The 20,248-nt window shown below is 71.4% G+C and carries 18 protein-coding genes; 4 read left to right on the top strand and 14 right to left on the bottom strand.

Annotated elements, in window-relative coordinates:
- Positions 1-9: 9 nt before the first annotated feature.
- The 5 genes from AB0I81_RS56325 to murQ form a co-directional block, all read right to left on the bottom strand.
- Positions 10-3,507 (bottom strand): condensation domain-containing protein, encoded by a 3,498-nt coding sequence (locus tag AB0I81_RS56325; protein ID WP_360677259.1) that lies wholly within the window; start codon positions 3,505-3,507, stop codon positions 10-12.
- A gap of 2 nt (positions 3,508-3,509) precedes the next feature.
- Positions 3,510-3,716 carry an MbtH family protein gene (locus AB0I81_RS56330; RefSeq protein ID WP_360677261.1) on the bottom strand — a complete coding sequence of 69 codons (207 nt, stop codon included), beginning with the start codon at positions 3,714-3,716 and terminating at the stop codon, positions 3,510-3,512.
- Position 3,717: 1 nt separating this feature from the next.
- On the bottom strand, positions 3,718-5,019 hold the full coding sequence (locus tag AB0I81_RS56335) for an MFS transporter (protein ID WP_360677263.1): 1,302 nt from the start codon (positions 5,017-5,019) through the stop codon (positions 3,718-3,720).
- Positions 5,020-5,210: 191 nt separating this feature from the next.
- Positions 5,211-6,299: a serine hydrolase domain-containing protein gene (locus tag AB0I81_RS56340; RefSeq protein WP_360677265.1), complete on the bottom strand. Its 1,089-nt coding sequence runs from the start codon at positions 6,297-6,299 to the stop codon at positions 5,211-5,213.
- A 136-nt stretch (positions 6,300-6,435) separates the two neighbouring features.
- A complete protein-coding gene (gene murQ / locus AB0I81_RS56345) occupies positions 6,436-7,335 on the bottom strand; it encodes an N-acetylmuramic acid 6-phosphate etherase (protein ID WP_360677267.1) in 900 nt (299 codons plus the stop codon).
- Positions 7,336-7,392: 57 nt separating this feature from the next.
- Here murQ and AB0I81_RS56350 point away from each other — a divergent pair, with 57 nt between their 5' ends.
- The gene (locus AB0I81_RS56350; RefSeq protein WP_360677269.1) at positions 7,393-8,508 is read left to right on the top strand and encodes a DUF1343 domain-containing protein; all 1,116 of its coding nucleotides are present in this window, start codon (positions 7,393-7,395) and stop codon (positions 8,506-8,508) included.
- A gap of 2 nt (positions 8,509-8,510) precedes the next feature.
- On the opposite strand, the gene AB0I81_RS56355 is transcribed toward AB0I81_RS56350, so the two are convergent.
- The 8 genes from AB0I81_RS56355 to AB0I81_RS56390 form a co-directional block, all read right to left on the bottom strand.
- Complete coding sequence (locus AB0I81_RS56355; RefSeq protein WP_360677307.1) at positions 8,511-9,368, bottom strand: GNAT family N-acetyltransferase; 858 nt, start codon at positions 9,366-9,368, stop codon at positions 8,511-8,513.
- On the bottom strand, positions 9,368-10,378 hold the full coding sequence (locus AB0I81_RS56360; protein WP_360677271.1) for an ABC transporter ATP-binding protein: 1,011 nt from the start codon (positions 10,376-10,378) through the stop codon (positions 9,368-9,370). The genes AB0I81_RS56355 and AB0I81_RS56360 overlap by 1 nt, the downstream gene beginning before the upstream one ends.
- Positions 10,375-11,361, bottom strand: a complete 987-nt coding sequence (locus AB0I81_RS56365) for an ABC transporter ATP-binding protein (RefSeq protein ID WP_360677273.1) — start codon at positions 11,359-11,361, stop codon at positions 10,375-10,377. The genes AB0I81_RS56360 and AB0I81_RS56365 overlap by 4 nt, the downstream gene beginning before the upstream one ends.
- Before the next feature lie 3 nt (positions 11,362-11,364).
- On the bottom strand, positions 11,365-12,270 hold the full coding sequence (locus AB0I81_RS56370; protein ID WP_360677275.1) for an ABC transporter permease: 906 nt from the start codon (positions 12,268-12,270) through the stop codon (positions 11,365-11,367).
- Positions 12,267-13,274, bottom strand: a complete 1,008-nt coding sequence (locus tag AB0I81_RS56375) for an ABC transporter permease (protein WP_360677277.1) — start codon at positions 13,272-13,274, stop codon at positions 12,267-12,269. The genes AB0I81_RS56370 and AB0I81_RS56375 overlap by 4 nt, the downstream gene beginning before the upstream one ends.
- A gap of 3 nt (positions 13,275-13,277) precedes the next feature.
- Positions 13,278-15,107, bottom strand: coding sequence for an ABC transporter substrate-binding protein (locus AB0I81_RS56380; RefSeq protein WP_360677279.1), 1,830 nt, complete (start codon positions 15,105-15,107; stop codon positions 13,278-13,280).
- A gap of 145 nt (positions 15,108-15,252) precedes the next feature.
- Positions 15,253-16,296 carry a zinc-dependent alcohol dehydrogenase family protein gene (locus AB0I81_RS56385; protein ID WP_360677281.1) on the bottom strand — a complete coding sequence of 348 codons (1,044 nt, stop codon included), beginning with the start codon at positions 16,294-16,296 and terminating at the stop codon, positions 15,253-15,255.
- 1 nt (position 16,297) lies between these two features.
- Positions 16,298-17,485 (bottom strand): M20 family metallopeptidase, encoded by a 1,188-nt coding sequence (locus tag AB0I81_RS56390; RefSeq protein WP_360677283.1) that lies wholly within the window; start codon positions 17,483-17,485, stop codon positions 16,298-16,300.
- A gap of 100 nt (positions 17,486-17,585) precedes the next feature.
- On the opposite strand from AB0I81_RS56390, the gene AB0I81_RS56395 reads away from it, so the two are divergent.
- The 3 genes from AB0I81_RS56395 to AB0I81_RS56405 all read left to right on the top strand — a co-directional run bounded on the left by AB0I81_RS56395 (position 17,586) and on the right by AB0I81_RS56405 (position 19,657).
- The gene (locus AB0I81_RS56395) at positions 17,586-18,326 is read left to right on the top strand and encodes an HAD-IIA family hydrolase (protein WP_360677309.1); all 741 of its coding nucleotides are present in this window, start codon (positions 17,586-17,588) and stop codon (positions 18,324-18,326) included.
- 42 nt (positions 18,327-18,368) lie between these two features.
- The gene (locus AB0I81_RS56400) at positions 18,369-18,992 is read left to right on the top strand and encodes a hypothetical protein (protein WP_360677285.1); all 624 of its coding nucleotides are present in this window, start codon (positions 18,369-18,371) and stop codon (positions 18,990-18,992) included.
- Between the two features lie 236 nt (positions 18,993-19,228).
- Positions 19,229-19,657 (top strand): hypothetical protein, encoded by a 429-nt coding sequence (locus AB0I81_RS56405; RefSeq protein ID WP_360677287.1) that lies wholly within the window; start codon positions 19,229-19,231, stop codon positions 19,655-19,657.
- Positions 19,658-19,666: 9 nt separating this feature from the next.
- On the opposite strand, the gene AB0I81_RS56410 is transcribed toward AB0I81_RS56405, so the two are convergent.
- Positions 19,667-20,200, bottom strand: coding sequence for an NAD(P)H-dependent oxidoreductase (locus AB0I81_RS56410; RefSeq protein ID WP_360677289.1), 534 nt, complete (start codon positions 20,198-20,200; stop codon positions 19,667-19,669).
- Positions 20,201-20,248: the final 48 nt, after the last annotated feature.

Consider the following 20,248-nt stretch of genomic DNA (forward strand, 5'->3'; position numbering starts at 1 on the left):
TCGTGCTCCTCACCTGGGGCGGGTGCGCGGGGTTCTGGGCAGGCGGGTGATCGAAGGCTCGGGCCGCTCCGCTGTGCGTGCCAGCTCGGCGGCCAGCGTGGCGACGGTTGGGGCGGCGAACAGGTGGGCGGCGGTGACCGGCAGGCCCTGGGCGGCCAGGCGGGCCGCGACCCGTACGGCGCTGAGCGAGTTGCCGCCCACCGCGAAGAACCCGTCGTCCCGCCCCACCCGCGCCAGACCGAGCACCTCGGCCCAGACGGCGGCGATCCGCCCTTCAAGCTCACCGTCCCCGCCGACGGCCGCGCCGTTCCCCGAGGGGATCGGCGCGACGTCCTGGCGGGCGATCCGCGGCACGTCAGGCGCGGGGTATCCGGAGGCGGGCCGCGGTACGGGCGGCACCACGATCCCGGAGACGGGCGCGTCCGGAGCCGCCGCCAGACCCTCCAGGACCCGCACCAGCGCGTCGGCCAGCCATTCCATCAACGGCCGCTCGAAGGACTCCATGCGGTACTCAAGGGTCACCGCGATCCCAGCGGGCACGCCGCCGGGCCCATAGTTGTCGGTCACGTCCACCAGCAGCTCGAAGCGGGCCGCCCCGGTCCTGACCACCTCCACCCGCGACCGCACGCCGGGCAGCGCCACCTCGGCCCGCAGGTTGTTCTGCAGCGCCAGCACCACATCCACCAGCGGGTGCCGTCCCGGGTGCCGCGCCGGGTTCAGGTCCTGCACGACCTGCTCGAACGGCACCTCCTGATGCGAGAACGCCTCCAGGTCCGTCTCCCGCACCCGCGCGACCAGCTCTCCGGCGGACGGATCGCCCGACAGGTCGGTACGCAGCACGAGCAGGTTGACGAAGAACCCCACCAGGTCATCCACCGGGCCCCCGGCGGACCTCCCGGCGACCGGCGCCCCGATGGGCAGGTCGGTCCCCGCGCCCGCCCGTTCCAGCACGACGCCGAGTCCCGCCTGCAACACCATGAACAGCGTCGCCCCACGCCGCCTGCCCAGCTCGGCCAGCCGTGCGTGCGACTCCGCCCCGATGTTCCTGACAACGGTGTCAGCCGTGTTCGCGGTGGAGGGGCGGGTGGCGCGCGGCAGCGCCAGGCGCTCGGGCAGGCCCTTCAGAGCCTTGCGCCAGTACGTCAGCTCGGCGGCGGCGATGGCGTCCACCCGCTCCCGATGCCGTACGGCGTACTCCGCGTAGCGCACGGGAAGGGGCGGCCGGGCGGCGGGCACGCCGTCCAGCCGCGCCCGGTAGGCCAGGGACAGGTCGCGCATGAACGGCGGCAGCGACCACCCGTCGGTCGCGATGTGATGCATGACCAGCAGCAGCGCGTGCTCGTGCGGCCCGGTCGTGAACAGCACGGAATGGATGGGCAGTTCGGCGCCCAGGTCGAACCGGTGCCGCGCCGCCCCGGCCACCCGCTCGTCCAGCTCGCCTGCCGACACTTCGACGTGGGTGAACCCGGGCCTGGCCGCGTCGGTGGACAGCACCCGCTGGGCGGGCTCGCCGTCGTACACGGTGAAGATCGTGCGCAGCGGCTCGTGCCGGGCCACCACGTCCTCCAGCGCCCCGCGCAGCGCGTCCGCGTCCACGGGGCCGTGGAGCCGTACGAGCATGGGCATGTTGTAGGCGACGCCCGCGTCGATCTGGTCGAGGAACCACAACCGGCGCTGCGCCGCCGACAGGGGTGCCGTGTCCTGGTCCGCCTCCACCGGGAGTGGGGCCGGTTCCCCAGAGGCGAGCGCCGGAGCGGCCGGCTCGCCGACGTGGTCGGCGATGGCCGCTGGAGTGGGGGTCTCGAACAGGGTCCTGACGCCGACCTCCGCGCCCAGTTCGGCGTGGATCCTGCTGAGCAGCCGGACCACCATCAGCGAGTCGCCGCCCAGCGCGAAGAAGTCGTCGTGCGGCCGGACCAGCGGCACCCGCAGCACTTCGGCGAACAGCCCGCACAGGGCCCTTTCCACCTCGGTGCGCGGCTCGCCCTCAGGCGGGTTCGTCGTGGCCGGCTCGTAGGAGGGCGCGGGCAGTGCGGCCCGGTCCAGCTTGCCGGTCCCGGTCAGCGGTAACGACTCCAGCAGCACGAACGCCGACGGCACCATGAACTCGGGCAGCACGGCCGCCGCATGCTCCCGCAACGCCTCCACGTCAGCAGGACCCGGCCTGGCAGGATCCGCGTCGGCAGGGTCCGCGTCGGCAGGGCTCGCGCTGGCAGGGTTCGTGTCGGGCACCACGTACGCAACCAGCCGCCGGTCTCCCGGCACGTCCTCCCTGGCCACCACGCACGCCCGCGCCACCCGCGGATGCCGCGCCAGCACCGCCTCGACCTCCGCCGGTTCGATCCGGAAGCCGCGGACCTTCACCTGGTCGTCCGCCCGCCCCACGAACTCCAGCGCCCCGTCGGAGGCCCGCCGCCGCACCAGGTCACCGGTGCGGTACATGCGCCCGCCGGGCGGGCCGAAGGGATCGGGCACGAACCGCTCGGCCGTCAGAGCAGGGCGTCCGACGTAGCCGAGCGCCAGCCCGTCCCCGGCCGCGTACAGCTCCCCGACCTCCCCGTGCGCGACCGGCCGCAGCCGCGCGTCCAGCACGCGTACCGGCTTGCCCCGCAGCGGTGTGCCGATGGGGACGGGGCCGTCCACCGCGGTCACCGGATGGGTGGTGATGAAGATCATGCCTTCGACGGGGCCGTAGCCGTTGCGCAGCCGCAGCCCCGGATGCCGGTCGAGGGCCCGCGCCACGTGAGTGGGCGACAGCGCCTCGCCGCCCACGATCAGGTGGCTCAGCCCGGCCAGCGCGTCCGGGCACTCGTCCACGATCACGTCGAACAGGCTGCTCGACAGGTACATGCTGCGCACCTCGTGCTCGGCGACCAGCCGCGCCAGCACGACCGGGTCCACCCGGGGCCCCGGATACAGCACGCACGTCCCGCCGGACAGCAGCGGGCCCCACAGTTCGAGCGCGAAGGCGTCCCACGACGTCGGCGAGCACTGCAGCCACACCGTGTCGAACGGCGCGTACGACTGCCCGGTCACCGTGGCCGTGATCGCCAGGTGCGGCGCGGCCACCCCCTTGGGCCTGCCGGTGGAGCCGGAGGTGAACATCACGCACGCCACCCCGTCGTGGCGGGCCGGGCCGGGCAGGCGTTCGAGACCGGAGGGGGAGAGCACCGCCGCGGCGCCCGCGTCGGCGAGCATGCCGCGCAGCCGCTCCCCGGGGAAGGCGGGGTCGAGCACCATGTAACCGGCCCCGGCCCGCAACACCGCCAGCAGCGCGACGACCATCTCGACGCCGCGCTCCATGCGCACCCCGACCACGCCGCCGGCCAGGTCGGCCAGGTCGGGCAGATCCAAGGCGCGGGCGCGCGCGTCCAGCTCGGCGTAGGTCAGCCGGTCCGCGCCGCAGATCAGCGCCGTCCTGTCCGGGGTGCGCGCGGCCTGCGCCGCGAACTTCTCGTGCACCGATTCAGACGCGAACGCCTCATGCACCACTTCGGGTACGCCCATGGTCACTCCCGCGTCAGACTCGCCGGGCGCAGATCCGTCCAGTGCGTCTCGATGTAGGTCAGGCAGTCCGCGCGCGGGCTCGGCTCCAGCGCCACCCGCCAGCCGGCCGGCACGTCGATGTCGGCGGGCCAGAGCGAGTGCTGGTTCTCCTCGTTGACCAGCACCAGGTAGGTGCCGTTCTCGTCCTCGAAGGGGTTGGTGGTGCTCATCTCAGCCTTCCGCGGGTTGCTTGTCGAGGTCGGGAGTCAGGACGTCGATGTCGCGTACGGCACGCAGCGCCAGCCCCACCAGGGCGGCCCCGGCGCCCAGCAGACCGGCGATCAGCAGCATGGCCGCCATGCCGCTGCCGGGTCCGGTGCCGACCAGGGGGCTCAGCAGGCCGGGCAGGCCGGTGCCGGCCGCGGCGTGGGGCTCGAAGACCCGGTCGGCGAGCGGGCCGGAGAAGGCCATCGCGACGGGGGAGGAGATCTGGGAGACGAACATGACGGCCCCGAACACCCGTCCGCGCCGGTCCTCGGGCACCTTGGTCTGGATGATCGACTGCATCGAGCCGTTCACGATCGGCATGAGCAGCGCTCCGATGAGCATGGCCGCGGTCCAGGCCACGATCCCGCTCACCGCGGACATGACGATCTGCGCGCTCAGGCACATGCCGACGACGCCGATCATCATGCCGCGTACCCGGTTCTTCGGACCGCCCCAGGCCGCCAGCAGCAGCCCGCCGGCGATGCCGCCGGCGCCGATCCCGGCGTTCACGCTGGCCAGGACCGACACGTCACTGCCCGTCCTGGCCAGGATCATGGGCTGCACCACGGCGAACCCGAACACCATCACCAGGTTGACCGTGAAGAACACCAGGATCAGGCCGCGCAGGCTGGGGTGGGCGAACAGGTAGCGCAGCCCTTCGAGGGAGTCGGCGCCGAGTCGTTTGCGGCTGCCCATCTCGCCCGGCAGGTCGCCGTCCATGCGGACGAGCTGCACGGTCACCAGCGCCAGCACGAAGCTGATCAGGTCGATCCAGAGCACCACGCCGAGCCCGCCGGTCACCACGAGCAGCCCGGCCAGCGCGGGGCCGCCCACGTCGGCGACGCTCTTGGCGGTGGCCAGCAGCCCGTTGGCGCGCTGCAACTGCTCCTTCTCGACCAGCAGCGGCACGGCTGAGGACAGGGCGGGGAACTGGAAGGCGGCGGCGGCGCCGAGCAGCGCGACCGTCAGGTAGATCTGCCACAGGTGCAGGTCGCCGAGGAAGTACACGGCCGCCATGCCGCCCACGGCCACCAGCCCGCCGAGGTCGGCGAGTTGCAGCGCGGTGCGTTTGCGGAGCCGGTCCACCAGCGCGCCCGCCGTGGGGCTGAGCAACATCTGGGGCAGCAGCGCGCACAGGGAGAGCGCCACGACCTGGGTGGCCTGCTGTTCGACGGTCCATGCCTGGATGACCAGGGAGAAGCGGAGGACGGAATTTCCGACCAGGGTGACGACCTGGCCGCACCAGATGGCGCTGAACCTGCCCATTCCCGTGAATCGTTGGAAAAAACGAGATTGCTGGGACGACAGAGATCCGCCCATATGTCCCCGGAGCCCTTCTGGTGGTGCAAGGGCGTCCCCCCGATGACCCGGACGCCCTTGGTACCTTCACACACGTTTTCGAGGCCGGGCAATAAGCTACTTGTGGTGCCGCAATTACCCCGGGTCAAGGGGCCAGGTCAAGCCAGATGCGCGGCCTCCGCGGCCACCGTATTGCGCAGTTCGCGGATGCCGTCGCGGCCCCGCAGCGGGTGCACGGCGTTCGTCAGCAGCACCACGGTCAGGCGGCGGGCGGGGTCGATCACGAGCGAGGTGCCGGTGAAGCCGGAGTGGCCGTACGCGCCCTCCAGCGGGCCCACGATGCCCGGGTCGCCGATACGCACGCCCAGCCCGTGCCGGAACGGCGCGCCCTCGGCCCCCTGGTCGCGCGTCATCTCGGCCACGCTTTCCGGCCGCAGCACCGGCCCGCCGCCGCGCCGCAACGTCTCACCGAAGGCCAGCAGGTCCCCGGCCGTGGCGAACAACCCGGCGTGGCCCGCGACGCCGCCCAGCGCGTACGCGGTCTCGTCGTGCACCTCGCCCCGCACGCAGCCGGGCCCGGCCCGCTCGGGCTTCCACTCGGTCGCGGCGATCCGCCCCACGACGTCCCGCGAAGGGCGGTAGCCGGTGTCGGGGAGGCCGAGCACGTCCGTGATCCTGGTGCGGACCAGCGCGTCCAGCGGCGCGCCGCCGGCCAGCTCGGCCATGCGGCCCGCCATGACCATGCCGACGTCGCTGTACAGGTAGGGCCCGCCGGCCGGGTGGATGGCCGGCGTGCGCACCATGGCGGCCATGCGCGTCTCCGCGTCCGCGTCCGGCAGCTCCAGATCGACGCGGCGGGTCGGCGGCAGGCCGGCCGTGTGGGTCAGCAGGCGGCGCGGCGTGATGGCCGGGTCGGTCACGGGGAGCAGGCGGGCGACGGGCTCGTCGAGGTCCAGCCGGCCCTCCTCGGCCAGCGAGAGCAGCACGACCGTGGTGAACAGCTTGCTGATCGAGGCCAGGTCGAAGATCGAGTCCCGCCGCGCGGGCGGGCGCCCGGCCGCCAGGGTCCCCTGGGCGTCGGCGTGCCGGACCAGTTCCCCGGCGGCGGCAGCGGCCACCACGGAGCCGTCCACCGCGATCAGCGCGACCGCCGCCGGACAGACACGCGGCACCGCGCCGGCCAGAATCGCCTTCAACCGGCCGGACGTCTCCGCCGCCCCCTGCCGGTCGCCGTCAGCCGGTCGCACGTCTCGGCCCCTCCGCCGGTCGCCGTCAGCCGGTCGCACGTTTCGGCTCCCCTGCCGGTCGCCGTCAGCCGGCCGCTGATCTCGGCCGCTCCCGTCACTCGCCGTCAGCCGGTCGGACATCCCCGAAACCCCCTCCTCAGCCGCTGAGCGCGTCGCTGAGGCGCTCGCCGTGGGACTCCAGCAGCGCGCGGGCCGCGTCGGCGTCGAGGCCGTGCCGGATCATCAGCACCGCGACCTTCGCCTGGCCGCCCGCCGCGTCCAGCGCCGCGCCCGCCGTCTCGCGGTCGGCCCCGGTGATGTCGCTGACGATGCGCTGGGCCCGCCCGGCGAGCTTGCTGTTCATCGCCGACATCTCGATCATCTTGTTCCCGTACGTGCGGCCGAGCTTGACCATGCAGATCGTCGAGATCATGTTGAGAACCAGCTTCTGCGCCGTGCCCGCCTTCAGCCGGGTGGAGCCGGTGACCACCTCAGGCCCCACGACCACCTCGATGGCGTGCTCGGCGGCGGCCGACAGCGGCGCGTCGTCGTTGCACGACAGGGCCACGGTGAGCGCGCCGCGGCCGGCCGCCTCGGCCAGCGCGCCCAGCACGAAAGGGGCCCGCCCGCTGGCCGACACGCCCACCACCGAGTCCAGCGGGCCCACGTCCAGGTCCTTCAGCGCGGCGGCGCCCGCCTCCTCGTCGTCCTCCGCCCCCTCGACCGACCGGGTCAGCGCCTCGGGACCGCCCGCGATGACGCCCCGCACCAGCGACGGATCGGTGCCGAAGGTGGGCGGGCACTCGCTGGCGTCGAGCACGGCCAGCCGGCCCGACGTGCCGGCGCCCACGTACAGGAGCCGGCCGCCTTCCGCCATCCGGTCGGAGATCGCGTCGATGGCCGCCGAGATCGCCGGGATGACCACCGCGACGGCGGCGGGCACGGCGGCGTCGGCCTGGTTCATCAAGCGGGCGATGCGCTCAGTCGGCAGCCGGTCGATCTGGCTGTAACGGGGATCGCTCTGCTCGGTGGACAGCTCGGGTAGCGGATCAATCATGTCGCTAATTTCCACCCTTAACTTCTCTCTTGTAAATATCTTTCAGACAATGGGTTCATGCCGTACGTACGAACCGGAGCCGAGAGACTGGCCGCAGATCCCGCACTCGCGGGAGGCGACCGCCTCGGCCTGATCACCAACCCCACCGGAGTCCTGCCCGACCTGACCCCCACGGCCGACGCCCTGCTGGCCGCCGGGCTCAACCTGACCGCGCTGTTCGGCCCCGAGCACGGCCTGCGCGGCACCGCCCAGGCGGCGGGCGCCGAGCCCAACGCGGTGGACGGGCGGACGGGACTGCCCGCGTACGACACCTACGAGTCCTCCGGCCACTCCCTGATCGACCTGGTGGCCTCCTCCGGCGTGGACACACTGATCTTCGACATCGCCGACGTGGGCGCGCGTTTCTACACCTACGTCTGGACCATGTACGACCTGATGAGCGCGGCCGCCCGGCTCCGCCTGCGCTTCGTGGTGCTGGACCGGCCGAACCCGCTGGGCGGCGCCGTCGAGGAGGGGCCGCCGCTGCCGGGCCCGGAGTTCGCGAGCTTCGTGGGCCGATTCCCGCTGCCGCTGCGGCACGGCAGGACGGCGGGGGAACTGGCCGGGCTGTTCGGCCTGGACGTGGAGCTGACCGTCATCGAGATGCACGGCTGGCGGCGGGAGATGACCTTCGCCGAGACCGGGTTGCCGTGGGTGATGCCGTCGGTCAACATGCCGACCCCGGACACCGCGCTGGTCTATCCGGGCACCGGGCTGCTGGAGGGCACGAACTTCTCCGAGGGGCGCGGCACCACCAGGCCGTTCGAGCTGATCGGGGCGCCGTACCTGGATGAGAGGTTCGCGCCCGCCCTGGCCGCGCTGGACCTGCCGGGGGTGCGGTTCAGGGAGGCGTGGTTCACGCCGATGTTCCACAAGCACGCCGCCACCCCCGTGCGGGGAGTGCAGCTCCACGTGCACGACCCGGCCGCCTTCCGTCCGGTGCTGACGGGCCTGTCCATCCTGCACGTGGCCCGTACGCTGCACCCGGACGACCTGAGCTGGCAGGGACCCGAGCTGTTCCTGGACCGCCTGTGGGGCTCCGACGCGCTCAGCCGGTGCCTGGAGGCGGGCGGCGACCCGCGCGAGCTGTGCCCGCCGCCCGGCCGCCCCGAAGGATCGTTGCTCTACGCGTGACATCACGCCAGATCGCGCCGGTAGAGCCAGAAGACGCGTTCGGCTCGCGCGCCCACCGCGCGCGAGTAGAACCGCAACGGCCCCACCCACCCGATCTGGGCGCCGGCCTGCCCCGCGGCCCGCTGCTCCGCCAGGCACCTGCGCAGCAGCACCCGGCCCAGGCCCAGCCCGCGGGCGTCCGGGGCGGTGCCCATGGGGCCGAACCAGGCAGGCCGCGCGCCCCAGGCGGCGAAGCCCAGGATCCGGCCGTCGCGCTCGGCGTAGTGCAGGCCGGTGGCCTGCACGGCCTCCCAGGCCCACCGCTCGTTCCAGTGTTCCTCGACGAACGCCGCCACCCGGTCACGATCCGCACCGGCCGCGCGCACCACGACGCCGGACTTCTCCAGCCGCGCCAGGTCCCCGTCCACGGACAGGTCCGCGCCCAGCAGGTCGGCCGTCATGTTCCAGGCCACGTGGTAACGCTCGTAACCGAGGCTCTCGGCCAGGCAGGCGGCGGCGGTGTAGCGCACGTCGATGCCTGGCCAGGCGTAACACGGCGGGTTCCCGGCGAAGCGGGCCTGCCGCGCCCCCTGCTCGCGCAGCCACTCCTCGGCCGCGCGCACCAGCGCCCGCCCGCGCCCCTCGCCCTGGGCCTCGGGGTGCACGGCGAGCAGGTCCAGGTGCCCGACCTGCGGATCCTTGCCCGACATCGAGGCCATCACCACGCCGCCGTCCGTCGCCAGCGCCGTCCACCGCCGCTCCGCCGGAGGCCGCGACAGGCGCGCGACCAGGTCGGCCGCCTCCCCGGCGTCCAGCGTCAGCGCGGCCCGGGCCACCCCGGCCGACTCGGCGGGCTCGGCGGCCCGTACGGCGTGGGACATCACACCTCGCTCATCGGGCGGGCGATCACACTGCGGCGTTCGGGATAGAGACACGCGTGCTCCTGCGGCACGCCCTCGGTGATCCGCAGCAGCGGCCGCTCATCCACGCACCCCTCGCCGCGGAACGGGCAGCGCCCCGCGAACAGGCAGCCCTCGTCGGACTGGCCCTCGTCCAGCGACTTCAGCGGCACCACGGGCTGCTCGCCCGGCCGCTCCAGGCCGTGCAGCACCGGGATGGCCGACAACAACGACTGCGTGTACGGATGCACGGGATCGGCGATGATCGTGTCCACCGGGCCGCGCTCGACGACCTGGCCACGGTAGATCACGTACAGCTCGCCGTCGTCGCCGATGTAACGGGCCGTGGCCACGTCGTGCGTGATGAACAGCACGCTCACGCCGAGCCGTTCGCGCAGGTCCTTCAGCAGGGCCAGGATGCCCAGCCGGAGCGAGACGTCGATCATCGAGACGGCCTCGTCGGCGACCAGCATCTCCGGGTCCACGGTCAGGGCGCGGGCGATGACCACCCGCTGCCGCATGCCGCCGGACAGCTGGTGCGGGTAGCGCGCCAGCACCGAGCCGGGATCCAGCCCCACCAGCGCCAGCACCTCGGCCGCCCGCTCCTCCATCCACTCCCGCGAGCGCCCGGTCTGCCTGGCGCGCAGGGCCAGCGGGGCGTGCAGCGTCTGGTGGATGGTCCTGGTGGGGTTCAGCGCCGAGTACGGGTCCTGGTGGATCATCTGGATCTTGCGGAAGTGCGGCTGGCGCTGCTTGGGCTTCAGCCCGGACATGGACACGTCACCGATGGCGATCTCACCCTCGTCGTACGTCTCCAGCCCCGCGATGATCCGCCCCAGCGTGGTCTTCCCGCACCCGGACTCCCCGATGAACGAGGCCGCGCCGCCCTTCGGGATCGCGAAGTCCACGCCCCGCAGCGCCCGCACCTCGTGTGCCCCGAGCAGCTTGCCCCGCTGCTTGAAGGTCTTGACGACCCCGGTTCCGGTGATCATGCGTGCTCCTTGACGGTCACGGCGTGGCAGGCGACGACCCGGGAGCCGTGCGCGACGGCCTCGGGGTCCACGGTGTCGCACACGTCCATGCGCAGCGGGCAGCGCTCCCTGAACACGCAGCCCTCCGTGGGGACGGTGGCCAGCGTCGGCGGCCGGCCCGGCAGCGCCCGAGCCTCCCCGATGTCGCCGACGAGCCGGGGGATGGCCCTGATCAGGCCCTTGGTGTACGGGTGCTGCGGGGAGCCGAGCACCTCCCTGGTCGGGCCCTGCTCGACCAGCCGGCCGCCGTACATGACCGCCAGCCGGTCGGCCACCTCGGCCACGACGCCGATGTCGTGCGTGATGACCAGCGTGGTCAGGCCGCGCTCCGCGTGCACCTCACGGACGATCTTCAGGATGTTCGCCTGGGTGATCATGTCCAGCGCGGTCGTCGGCTCGTCCAGCACCACCAGGTGGGCGTTGAGCACCAGCGCCAGCATGATGCCGACCCGCTGGCGCATGCCGCCGGACAACTCGTGCTGGTGGGAGTCGAGCACCCGGGCGCCGTCCAGGCCCATCCTGCCCAGCAGCTCCTTCGCCTCGCGCACCAGGCCGCGCAGCTCCTCCACGCCGTGCGAGCGGCCGAGGTCGAGCAGTTGCTTGCCGACCGTCTTGAGCGGGTTGAGGGAGTTCTGGGCGGCCTGGAAGACGTACCCGATGTGCTTGCCGCGCGCCTTGCGCAGCGCCTCGCCGGAAAGGGCCGCCACGTCGCCGAGCCCGTCGATCTCGACGCTGCCCGCCGCGATCCTGCCGGGCGGCTGCACGGCGTTGAGCAGTGACAGGGCCAGCGTGGACTTGCCGGAGCCCGACTCGCCGACGATGCCGGTGATCGTGCCGGGCTCCAGCGTCAGGCTGACGCCCCTGACCGCGGGCAGTTCGCCCGCGGCGGTCTTGTAGACGACGGTCAGGCCGCCGATGCGCACTCCCGGCGCTTGGTTGCCCACTTCCTACTCCTCGCGCAGCCGGGGGTTGAAGATCTCGTCCATGGCGTCCACCACGAGCACGATGCCGAGCGTCAGCAGCAGGATCGCCAGCAGCGGGGCCATCAGGTAGCCGAGCGCGTACGGCGTGATCATGGCGCCGGCCTGGAAGACGGCCAGGTTGAGCATGACGCCCCAGTTGTCCGACTCGTACGGCAGCACACCCAGAAAGAACAGCCCCACCTGCGAATAGACGGCCCCGGTGACCGAGATGAGCATGTTCATCGCGATGTACGGCGCCATGCTCGGCAGCAGTTCCTTGCCGATGATGTGCGTCGTGGACAGCCCCAGCCCGCGCGCCGCCTCGATGAAGCCGCGCTCGCGCAGCGACAACGTCTGCGCGCGCACCGCCCGCGCCACGCCGCCCCAGCCGAGCAGGCCCAGCACCAGGCCCATCTGCCACGGGCTGCCGAACTGCCACACGGTCGCCAGCACCAGCAGCAGCGGCAGGCCGGGGATGGTGAGCTTCATGTCGGTCAGCCGCATGAGCACGGTGTCCCAGCGGCCCCGCTTGAACCCGGAGTACAGGCCGATCGCGGTGCCGACCACGACCGTGATGAGCGCGGTGATCGCGGCGGTCAGCAGCACGTACCTGGAGCCCTTGATGACCAGCGCGATCACGTCGCGGCCCTGCGGGTCGGTGCCGAACCAGTGCTCCCAGCTCGGCGGCTGGGTGATGGCCTGCGCGTCGGTCGGCAGGTGCGCGGGCAGCAACATCGGCCCGAACACGGCCATCAGGATGAACCCGGCGATGATCACCACCCCGGCCATCCGGCTGGGCTTGCGCCTCATGACCCGCCACACGCCGCGCCAGAAGTTGCGCCGCATGGCCGAGGCCGTCGAGCCGGTCTCGGGGACGAGTGTGGCGCTCACGACGCCTCCTCTCCGCTGCGGACCCGTGGGTCGATCACGGTGTAGAACAGGTCGGCCACGATGTTGGCGATGATGGTCGCGACCGTGATCAGCAGGAAGGCCCCGCTCATCAGCGCGTAGTCGCGATCGGTGACGCTGTTGACGAGCAGCAGGCCGAGCCCCGGATAGTTGAAGATCTTCTCGATGAACACCGCGCCGCCGAGCAGCAGGCCGAGTGACAGGGCCAGCAGCGTGAACAGCGGCAGGATCGCGTTGCGCGCGATGTAGCGGAAGACGATCGAGCGCTTCACGCCGCGCAACTCGGCCGCCAGGATGAAGTCGTCGCCCAGCACGGTGACCACGCTGGACTTCATCGCCAGGATCCAGCCGCCGTAGGCCGACAGCGCGTACGTGACGACCGGCAGGACGGCGTGCTCGATCAGCGAGCCGATGTAGCCGGCGTTGAAGCCCGGCTCGTACAGGATGTCCGCCGACCCGTCAGGGGGCAGGATCGGGATCAGCGTCGCGAAGATCACCACGAGCAGCATCGCCAGCACGTACTGCGGGATGCCGTGCAGCAGCGAGCCGGAGACGGCCAGCACGTCGCCCAGCTTGCCGGTGCGCTTGATGGCCGCGAACACGCCGAGGATGATGCCGACGAGGAAGCTGAGCAGCGTGCCCGCCAGCACCGGTAGAACGGTCCACTTGGCCGCCTCGGTCAGCACGTCGAGCACGGGCGTGCCCGGCCTGGTGACGGACTGGCCGAGATCGAGGCGGAACAGGCCGGACATGTAGTCGGTGTACTGCTGCCACAGCGTGCCGTCCGGCTGGAACCCGTACAGCACCTGGACCGCCTGCTGGGCGGCCTCCGGCGACATGCCTCCCTCGATGAGCTTCTCGTAGCGGGCGGCCATGGGGTCGCCCGGGATGTTGTTGACGATGAAGAACGTGATCGTCGCCACTACGAGGATCATGACGAGCCCGCGGGCCAGGTGGCCCGCGAGTCGCCGTGCGATGAGCGTCATAGGCTACTGCTTCGCCTTGATCAGACCTTGCTGGATCCACACACCGGCCATCAGGACGTTGCCGCCGCCGCGCAGGACCTCATCGTCCTTCGGCCAGCCGGTGAAGCGGCTGTTGTTGACGAACTGGACGTTGACGTAGTCCCAGAGCTGGATGACCGGCAGGTCCTGGTTGGCGGCCTTGGCGAGCTGGGCCATGATCGGCTTGGCCTCGTCCTCGCCGACCGTGTTCAGCTTGGCGGTCAGCTCGCCGGGGTTGATCTTCTCGCCGTCGACCTCGATCTCCTCGGGGCCGCCCATCCAGTTGCCGTTCTTGCCGGGCGCGGCGTGGCTGACCTTCTGGCCGACGTTCGTCCAGCCGTTGGAGGCGCCGTAGAGGCGCTGGAAGATGTCGTACGGCGCGGGGCCGAGCGCCATCAGCCAGAAGCCGACGTCGTACTTGCCGTCCGCCAGTTCCTGGAGGTAGAGCGGGTAGTCGGCGGTCGTCACGACCTCGGCGTCCACGCCGGCCTTGATGAGCTGGCTCTTGATGTTCTCCTGGGCCGACAGCCAGTCGGAGAACCCGGAGGGCGCGTGCATGGACACCTTCCACGGCGAGCCGTCGGCCAGCGTCCACTTGCCGTCCTTCTTGGTCAGGCCGGCCTCCTTGAACTCCGCCTCGGCCTTGGCCACGTCCACCTTGTACGGCTCAAGCTGCGGAACCGTGTCCGGGATCCACGCCTGCGCGGGCTTCTGGTGGATGCCGCTGGTCGTGGCGGCCGGCGTGCCGCCCTCGGGCGAGGCGACCTTGGTGACCTGGTCGCGGTCGATGAGGTAGGCCAGCCCGCGGCGCACGTGCACGTTGTCGTAGGGCTTCTTGGCCTGGTTGAAGGCCATGCCCACGGCGACCGGCGAGTAGCCCTTGATGATCTCGTTGCCCGGGGCCTGCTTGATCCGGTTCATCACGTCGGTCGGGGTGGCGGTGAAGCCTGACTGGTCGAGCTTGCCCTGTGTGAGGTAGTTCCAGACCTGCTCGTTGCCGGTGTAGTTGAGGAACTTCACCTGCGCGGGCGCGACGTTCGCGGCGTTGAAGAAGTGCTTGTTCTTGACCAGCAGCGCCTCGGACGGGTTGACCCGCTCCAGCACGAACGGGCCGGCGGAGACGTCCTTGGGCGGGGCGAAGGCGAGTACCTTCTCGCCGAGCGCCGGGATCTCCTCGCGGGCCTTCTCGGCGTCCGCGCCGTCACCGCGGGCGGTCTTGAGCTTGTCCCAGAAGTCGGCCGGCAACACGCTGCTCCACACGTGCGCGGGCAGGACGGTGGTGTCCAGCACGCCGCGGGCGAACTTCGGGCTCGGGTTGGCCATGTCCTGGGTGATCTTCAGGGTCTGCGGGTCGACGACCGTGACCTCGGCCGCCGCGCCCGCCGCGCCCGGCGTGATCGAGAAGGCCGTGCTGCCCTGCGTGTAGGCGATGCCGATGGACATCTTGACGTCCTCGGCGGTGACCGGCTTGCCGTCGGACCACTTGGCGTTCGGCTGCAGCTTCAGCGTGATCGAGGAGTTGTCGGGCGCGATCTCCCAGCTCGCCGCGATGCCGGGCAGGGCCTGGTTCGGGTCGGTCAGGTGGTTCTTGACCCAGCCGATCCGCATGGCGTTGAAGCCGACGAAGGAGTTGCCCTTGGGGTTGTACGGGTTGGCCGGCGCCGTTGCCTCAAGGCCCGGCCTGGTCGCGTCGATCGTGGTGAAGAGCCCGCCGCCACCACCGCCCGAGCCGGACTGATTGGTGGGACCACCACTGCACGCCGCTGTCGCGGTGGCAAGGCCCAGCAACGCCACTACCGCTGCCAGTCGCTTCATTTGCCGCTCCGGGGGATGTCTCTAGGGATTGACCGGACATTACGATCGCGCCTTATCGGCGTCAATAATCTCCAGAGGTTGTGAGGTTAATGTAACTTTCCTTCATCAGTGTACGAAGTGGTGCTAAGCGCCATCAAGTATTTCCTCAGCTCATTACCAGGACGGCGGCCCCATCGACCCTCCCGGCGGCCAGATCGCCCAGCGCCCGGTCGGCCTCCGCCAAGGGATAGGGAATCGTGCTCACGCGCGGCGGGCGCGCCAGGGCCAGCTCCAGGTAGGCCCGCCCGTCGGCCCTGGTGTTGGCGGTCACGCTGCGCAGCGTACGTTCCTGGAACAGGTGCCGCTCGTAGTTCAGCACCGGCACGTCGCTGAGGTGGATGCCCGCCACGGCCAGCGTCCCGCCCCGGTCCAGCGCCTCCAGTGCGGGCGGCACCAGATCGCCGACCGGCGCGAACAGGATCGCCGAGTCCAGCGGCTCCGGCGGCCGGTCGCCAGCCGAGGCCGCGCCCAGCTCCAGAGCCAGCCGCCGGGCGGCGGCCGACCTGGTGACCACGTGCACGGTGGCGCCCTGCGCGAGGGCGGCCTGCGCGGTCAGATGGGCCGAGGCCCCGAACCCGTAGATCCCCAGCCGCCCGCCGGGCGGCAGGTTGCACTGGGCCAGCGCCCGGTAACCGATGATCCCGGCGCACAGCAGGGGCGCCAGCCGCTCGGCGGGCGGGTCGCCGGGCAGGGGGTAGACGTAGGCGGCGGGCGCGAGGAGATATTCGGCGAACCCGCCGTCCGCGTCCCACCCGGTGTAGGCAGAAGAGGGGCACAGGTTCTCCTTACCCCGCCGGCAGTATCGGCACGTGCCGCAGGTGGCCCGCAACCACGCCACCCCCACGCGCTCACCGAGGCTCACGTCCGCGTGCTCACCGAGGCTCACGTCCGCGTGCTCGCCCAGGCTCACGTCCGCGTCCGCCCGCTCGCCGGTGCCCACGACCCGGCCGACCGCTTGGTGTCCTGGCGTGGTGCCTGGGCGGTGCGGCGGCAGGTCGCCCTCCGCCAGGTGCAGGTCCGTACGGCACACGCCGCACGCCTCCACCCGCACCAGGACCTCGCCGGGCCCCGGCTCGGGCACCTCCCGCTCGACGAGCGCCAGCGGCCCCGACGCCATCGGCCCCGGCCGCCGCACCACCCACGCGCGCACGTCAGGACAGCCGCGCGAACGCCAGCGAGGCGTACAGGGCGGCCCCGTCCGGCAGCACCGCGTCGTCGAAGACCGCCTCGGGGGAGTGGTTGTAGGGCGCGGTCGCGGGATCGCGGTCGGGCGGGCAGGCCCCCAGGAAGACGAACGCCCCCGGCACGTTCTCCAGCACGTACGAGAAGTCCTCAGACCCCATCACCGGCTGCGGCGAGACGAAGTAACGCCCGGGACCGAACAGCTCATCGGCCGTCTTGCCCACGAACTCGGCCTCGCCGTCATCGTTGACGGTCACCGGGTACCCCATCCCGAACGACGCCTCCACCCGCAGCCCGTGCGCCGCCGCGACGCCCTGCACGACCTCCACCAGCCGCCGCTTGACCAGCTCCCGGTTGTGCTTGCTGAAGGTACGCACCGTCGCCTCGAACCGGGCATCGTCCGGGATCACGTTGTCCGCCGACCCGCCGTGGAAGCTGCCCACCGTCACCACGACCGGGTCGAACACGTCGAACGTCCTGGTCACCATGGTCTGCAGCGCCGTCACCATCTCACAGCCCGCCGCGATCGGGTCCAGCGCCCGGTGCGGGCTCGACCCGTGCCCGCCGCGCCCCTTCACCGTCACGCAGAACGTGTCCGCCGCCGCCATGATCGGCCCCGGCCGCGAGGCGAACAGCCCCGGCGGCAACATCGAGGAGACCACGTGCATGCCGTACGCCGCCACGGGCCGCGCGCCCGCCGCGTCCAGCACCCCTTCGGTGATCATGTGCTTGGCGCCCTCGTGCCCCTCCTCGCCCGGCTGGAACATGAAGATCACGTCACCGGCGAGCTCCTCGCGCCGCGCGCTGAGCAGGTGCGCCGCCCCCGCCAGCATCGTGGTGTGCAGGTCGTGCCCGCAGGCGTGCATCTGGCCGGGCAACTGGGAGATGTAGGGCAGGTCGTTCTTCTCGGTCACAGGCAGGGCGTCCATGTCGCCCCGCAGCAGCACCGCGGGGCCCGGCCTGCCGCCCCGCAGCACGGCGGTGACGGAGCTGAGCGCCTTGCCCGTCTGGATCTCCAGCGGCAGGCCCTCCAGCGCCGTCAGCACCTTCTCCTGGGTGCGCGGCAGGTGCAGCCCCAGTTCGGGGGTGGTGTGCAGGGAGTGCCTGAGCCGGACCAGCTCGTCTCGCATGTCCTGGGCGGATTCAGTGAACGACATGATGAACATTGTTCACGTGCCGGGCGGGAAGTCGATAAGGCGCGCTCGGTACGATGGGCGCGTGACTGAGCGTAAGCGGATCGACTCCTGGTTGTCGGACATGGACGGCGTGCTCGTCCACGAGGGACGGCCGGTCCCCGGGGCGGACGAATTCATCAAGCGGCTCAGCGAGTCCGGCAAGAAGTTCCGGGTCCTGACCAACAACTCGATCTACACCCAGCGTGACCTCTCGGTACGCCTGGCGGGCGCGGGCCTCGACGTGCCGGCCGAGTCCATCTGGACCTCCGCCCTGGCCACGGCGCAGTTCCTGGACGACCAGCGGGCGGGCGGATCGGCGTACGTGATCGGCGAGGCGGGGCTGACCACGGCCCTGCACGAGGTCGGCTACGTGCTGACCGACCTCGACCCCGACTACGTGGTGCTGGGCGAGACCCGCACCTACAGCTTCACCCAGATCACCCGCGCCATCCGCCTCATCGAGGGCGGCGCCCGCTTCATCGCCACCAACCCCGACCCGATCGGCCCCTCCACCGAGGGCTCCCTGCCGGCCTGCGGGGCCGTCGCCGCCATGATCACCAAGGCCACCGGCGTGGCGCCCTACTTCGTCGGCAAGCCCAACCCGCGCATGATGCGCAGCGCGCTCAACGAGATCGAGGCCCACAGCGAGACCACGGCCATGATCGGCGACCGCATGGACACCGACATCGTCTCGGGCATGGAGGCCGGGCTGTACACGATCCTCGTCCTCACGGGCGTCACCCAGCGGCACGAGATCGACCGTTTTCCCTACCGGCCGTCCCTGGTCGTCGAGTCGGTGGCCGACCTCATCGACCTCATCTGAACCTGACGCCCCCTGACAGGTACACCTGGCAGGCTCGTTGGCATGACACGCCTTTACCTGGAGACCGGACCGAAGAAGGTGTTCGCCTGCTCGCTCGACTGGCCGGGCTGGTGCCGGATCGACAAGGGCGAGGAGGCGGCCATCGATCGGCTCATGGAGTACGCGCCCCGCTATCGGCAGATCGCCGAGCGGGCGGGGCTGGCGTTCACGCCCGGTGAGCCCGAGGTGACGGCCAAGGTGCGGGGAACGAGCACGACGGACTTCGGCGTGCCGTACGAGGTGCCCGATCTGGACCTGGAGCCCCTGTCAGGGGCCGAGGCCGAGCGCTCGGTCGCCCTGATCCGCGCGGCCTGGGAACTGTTCGACGAGGTCGCCGGGGTCTCGCCGGAGGATCTGCGCAAGGGGCCGCGCGGGGGCGGGCGCGACCTCAGCAAGATCGTCGCCCACGTGACGGAGGCCGAGCGCGGTTATGCCCGCAAGGTCGGGGTGCTGCACAAGCCGTACAGGTCGCAGGGGGACCGTGCGGCGATGCGGGCGGAACTGACGCAGGTGTTGTCGCGGGCCTGGGAGCCCCCCGTGACCGAGAAGTGGCCGCCCCGGTACGCGCTGCGCCGCGTCGCCTGGCACGTCATCGATCACCTGTGGGAGATCGAGGACCGGCGGTGAGGCCCGGGTAGAGAATTCTCCCCCGCCCTCCGCTCGCGTTACTCTCGCCGAGAGATCGGCAATGTCCCCGCTTGTCCGCAGGGTTTTGTACCCTAATGCCGCATATGGCGAGCCGCCGTCGTTCGGGCCGGGGGAAAGAACCACACCCCGGTTCTTCATCTGAACCCCGATCCTGCTCACTCCCTGCGACGATGGGTTGACAGGAGTAAGGGACGACAGGCAAAGGCGGGGCACGGGTGGACGTAAGAGCGGAGATTCTCGACCTGAAACTCCGTGTCGAGGATCTTGAGACCACCACGGAGCAGGCGGGAGGGCTGGAGCAGCAGGAATCCCTCCTGCGCGAGATCATCGAGCGCTCCAGGAAACTGCAGGCGGAGGTCGCCTCACTCAAGGCCGAGCTGTCGCGCGCCAGAACGGAGATCGGCGAGGAGTTCGCCGCCGTCGGGACCGAGGTCGAGGGCGTCAGACGGGAAGTGTCGGCACGGCCGGCCCCGTTCACCCCGTTCCCGTCGTTTGACGGTCAGGACGGCACCGACGTGCGTGCGGAGATCGCCGCCGAGTTCAGCGTCATCCGCTCGGAGGTCCAGCACGAGTTCGACTTCCTGCGCTCGGAGGTCCTGGACCTGAGCATCAAACTCGACCGCCTGCTGAACGCCAAGGAGTGACCGCCCTCCTCACAGGGACAGCGCCGGCTCCATGACCTCGGCAGGGCAGAGCTGGCGGATCACCTTGCGCACCTGCGCCCGCAGGTCGGCGGCGACCAGATGGCCGTCCTCGTCGAAGTGCGGGCAGGAGGGCGAGACCACCAGCTCGGCCCCCATCACGACCGCGCCCGCCCCCAGCAACTGCTTGTAGAGCTCCGCCTGCGCCCACATGGCCCCGCAGGCCCGCGCGCTCGCGCTCATCACCGCGATGTGCCTGCCCGACAGCCCGTCCCGCGCCGACATCCAGTCCAGCGCGTACGTCAGCTCCAGCGGCAGCAGGCTGTGCTCCGGCGCGGTCAGCAGGATCGCGTCCCCGCCCGCGACCAGCGTGAGCAGCTCGCGCGCGCACGCGGGAACGGGCCCGGGACGGTATGGGGAGATCTCACCCAATCCGCGCCAAACCTCGAAGCCGACGCCGGTGGGCCGTTCGGCGCCCGTCGCGTCCAGCAATCTGGTGATGAATGACCCCGCGTGGAGACTGGCGGCGATCCCGATGATTTTCACCACTGCTCCCCAGGGGTTCCGGTGTTACCTGGAACCTGCCCGATGCCT

Origin of the sequence: Nonomuraea sp. NPDC050404, from assembly GCF_040655495.1 — a bacterium.
GTDB lineage: Bacteria > Actinomycetota > Actinomycetes > Streptosporangiales > Streptosporangiaceae > Nonomuraea.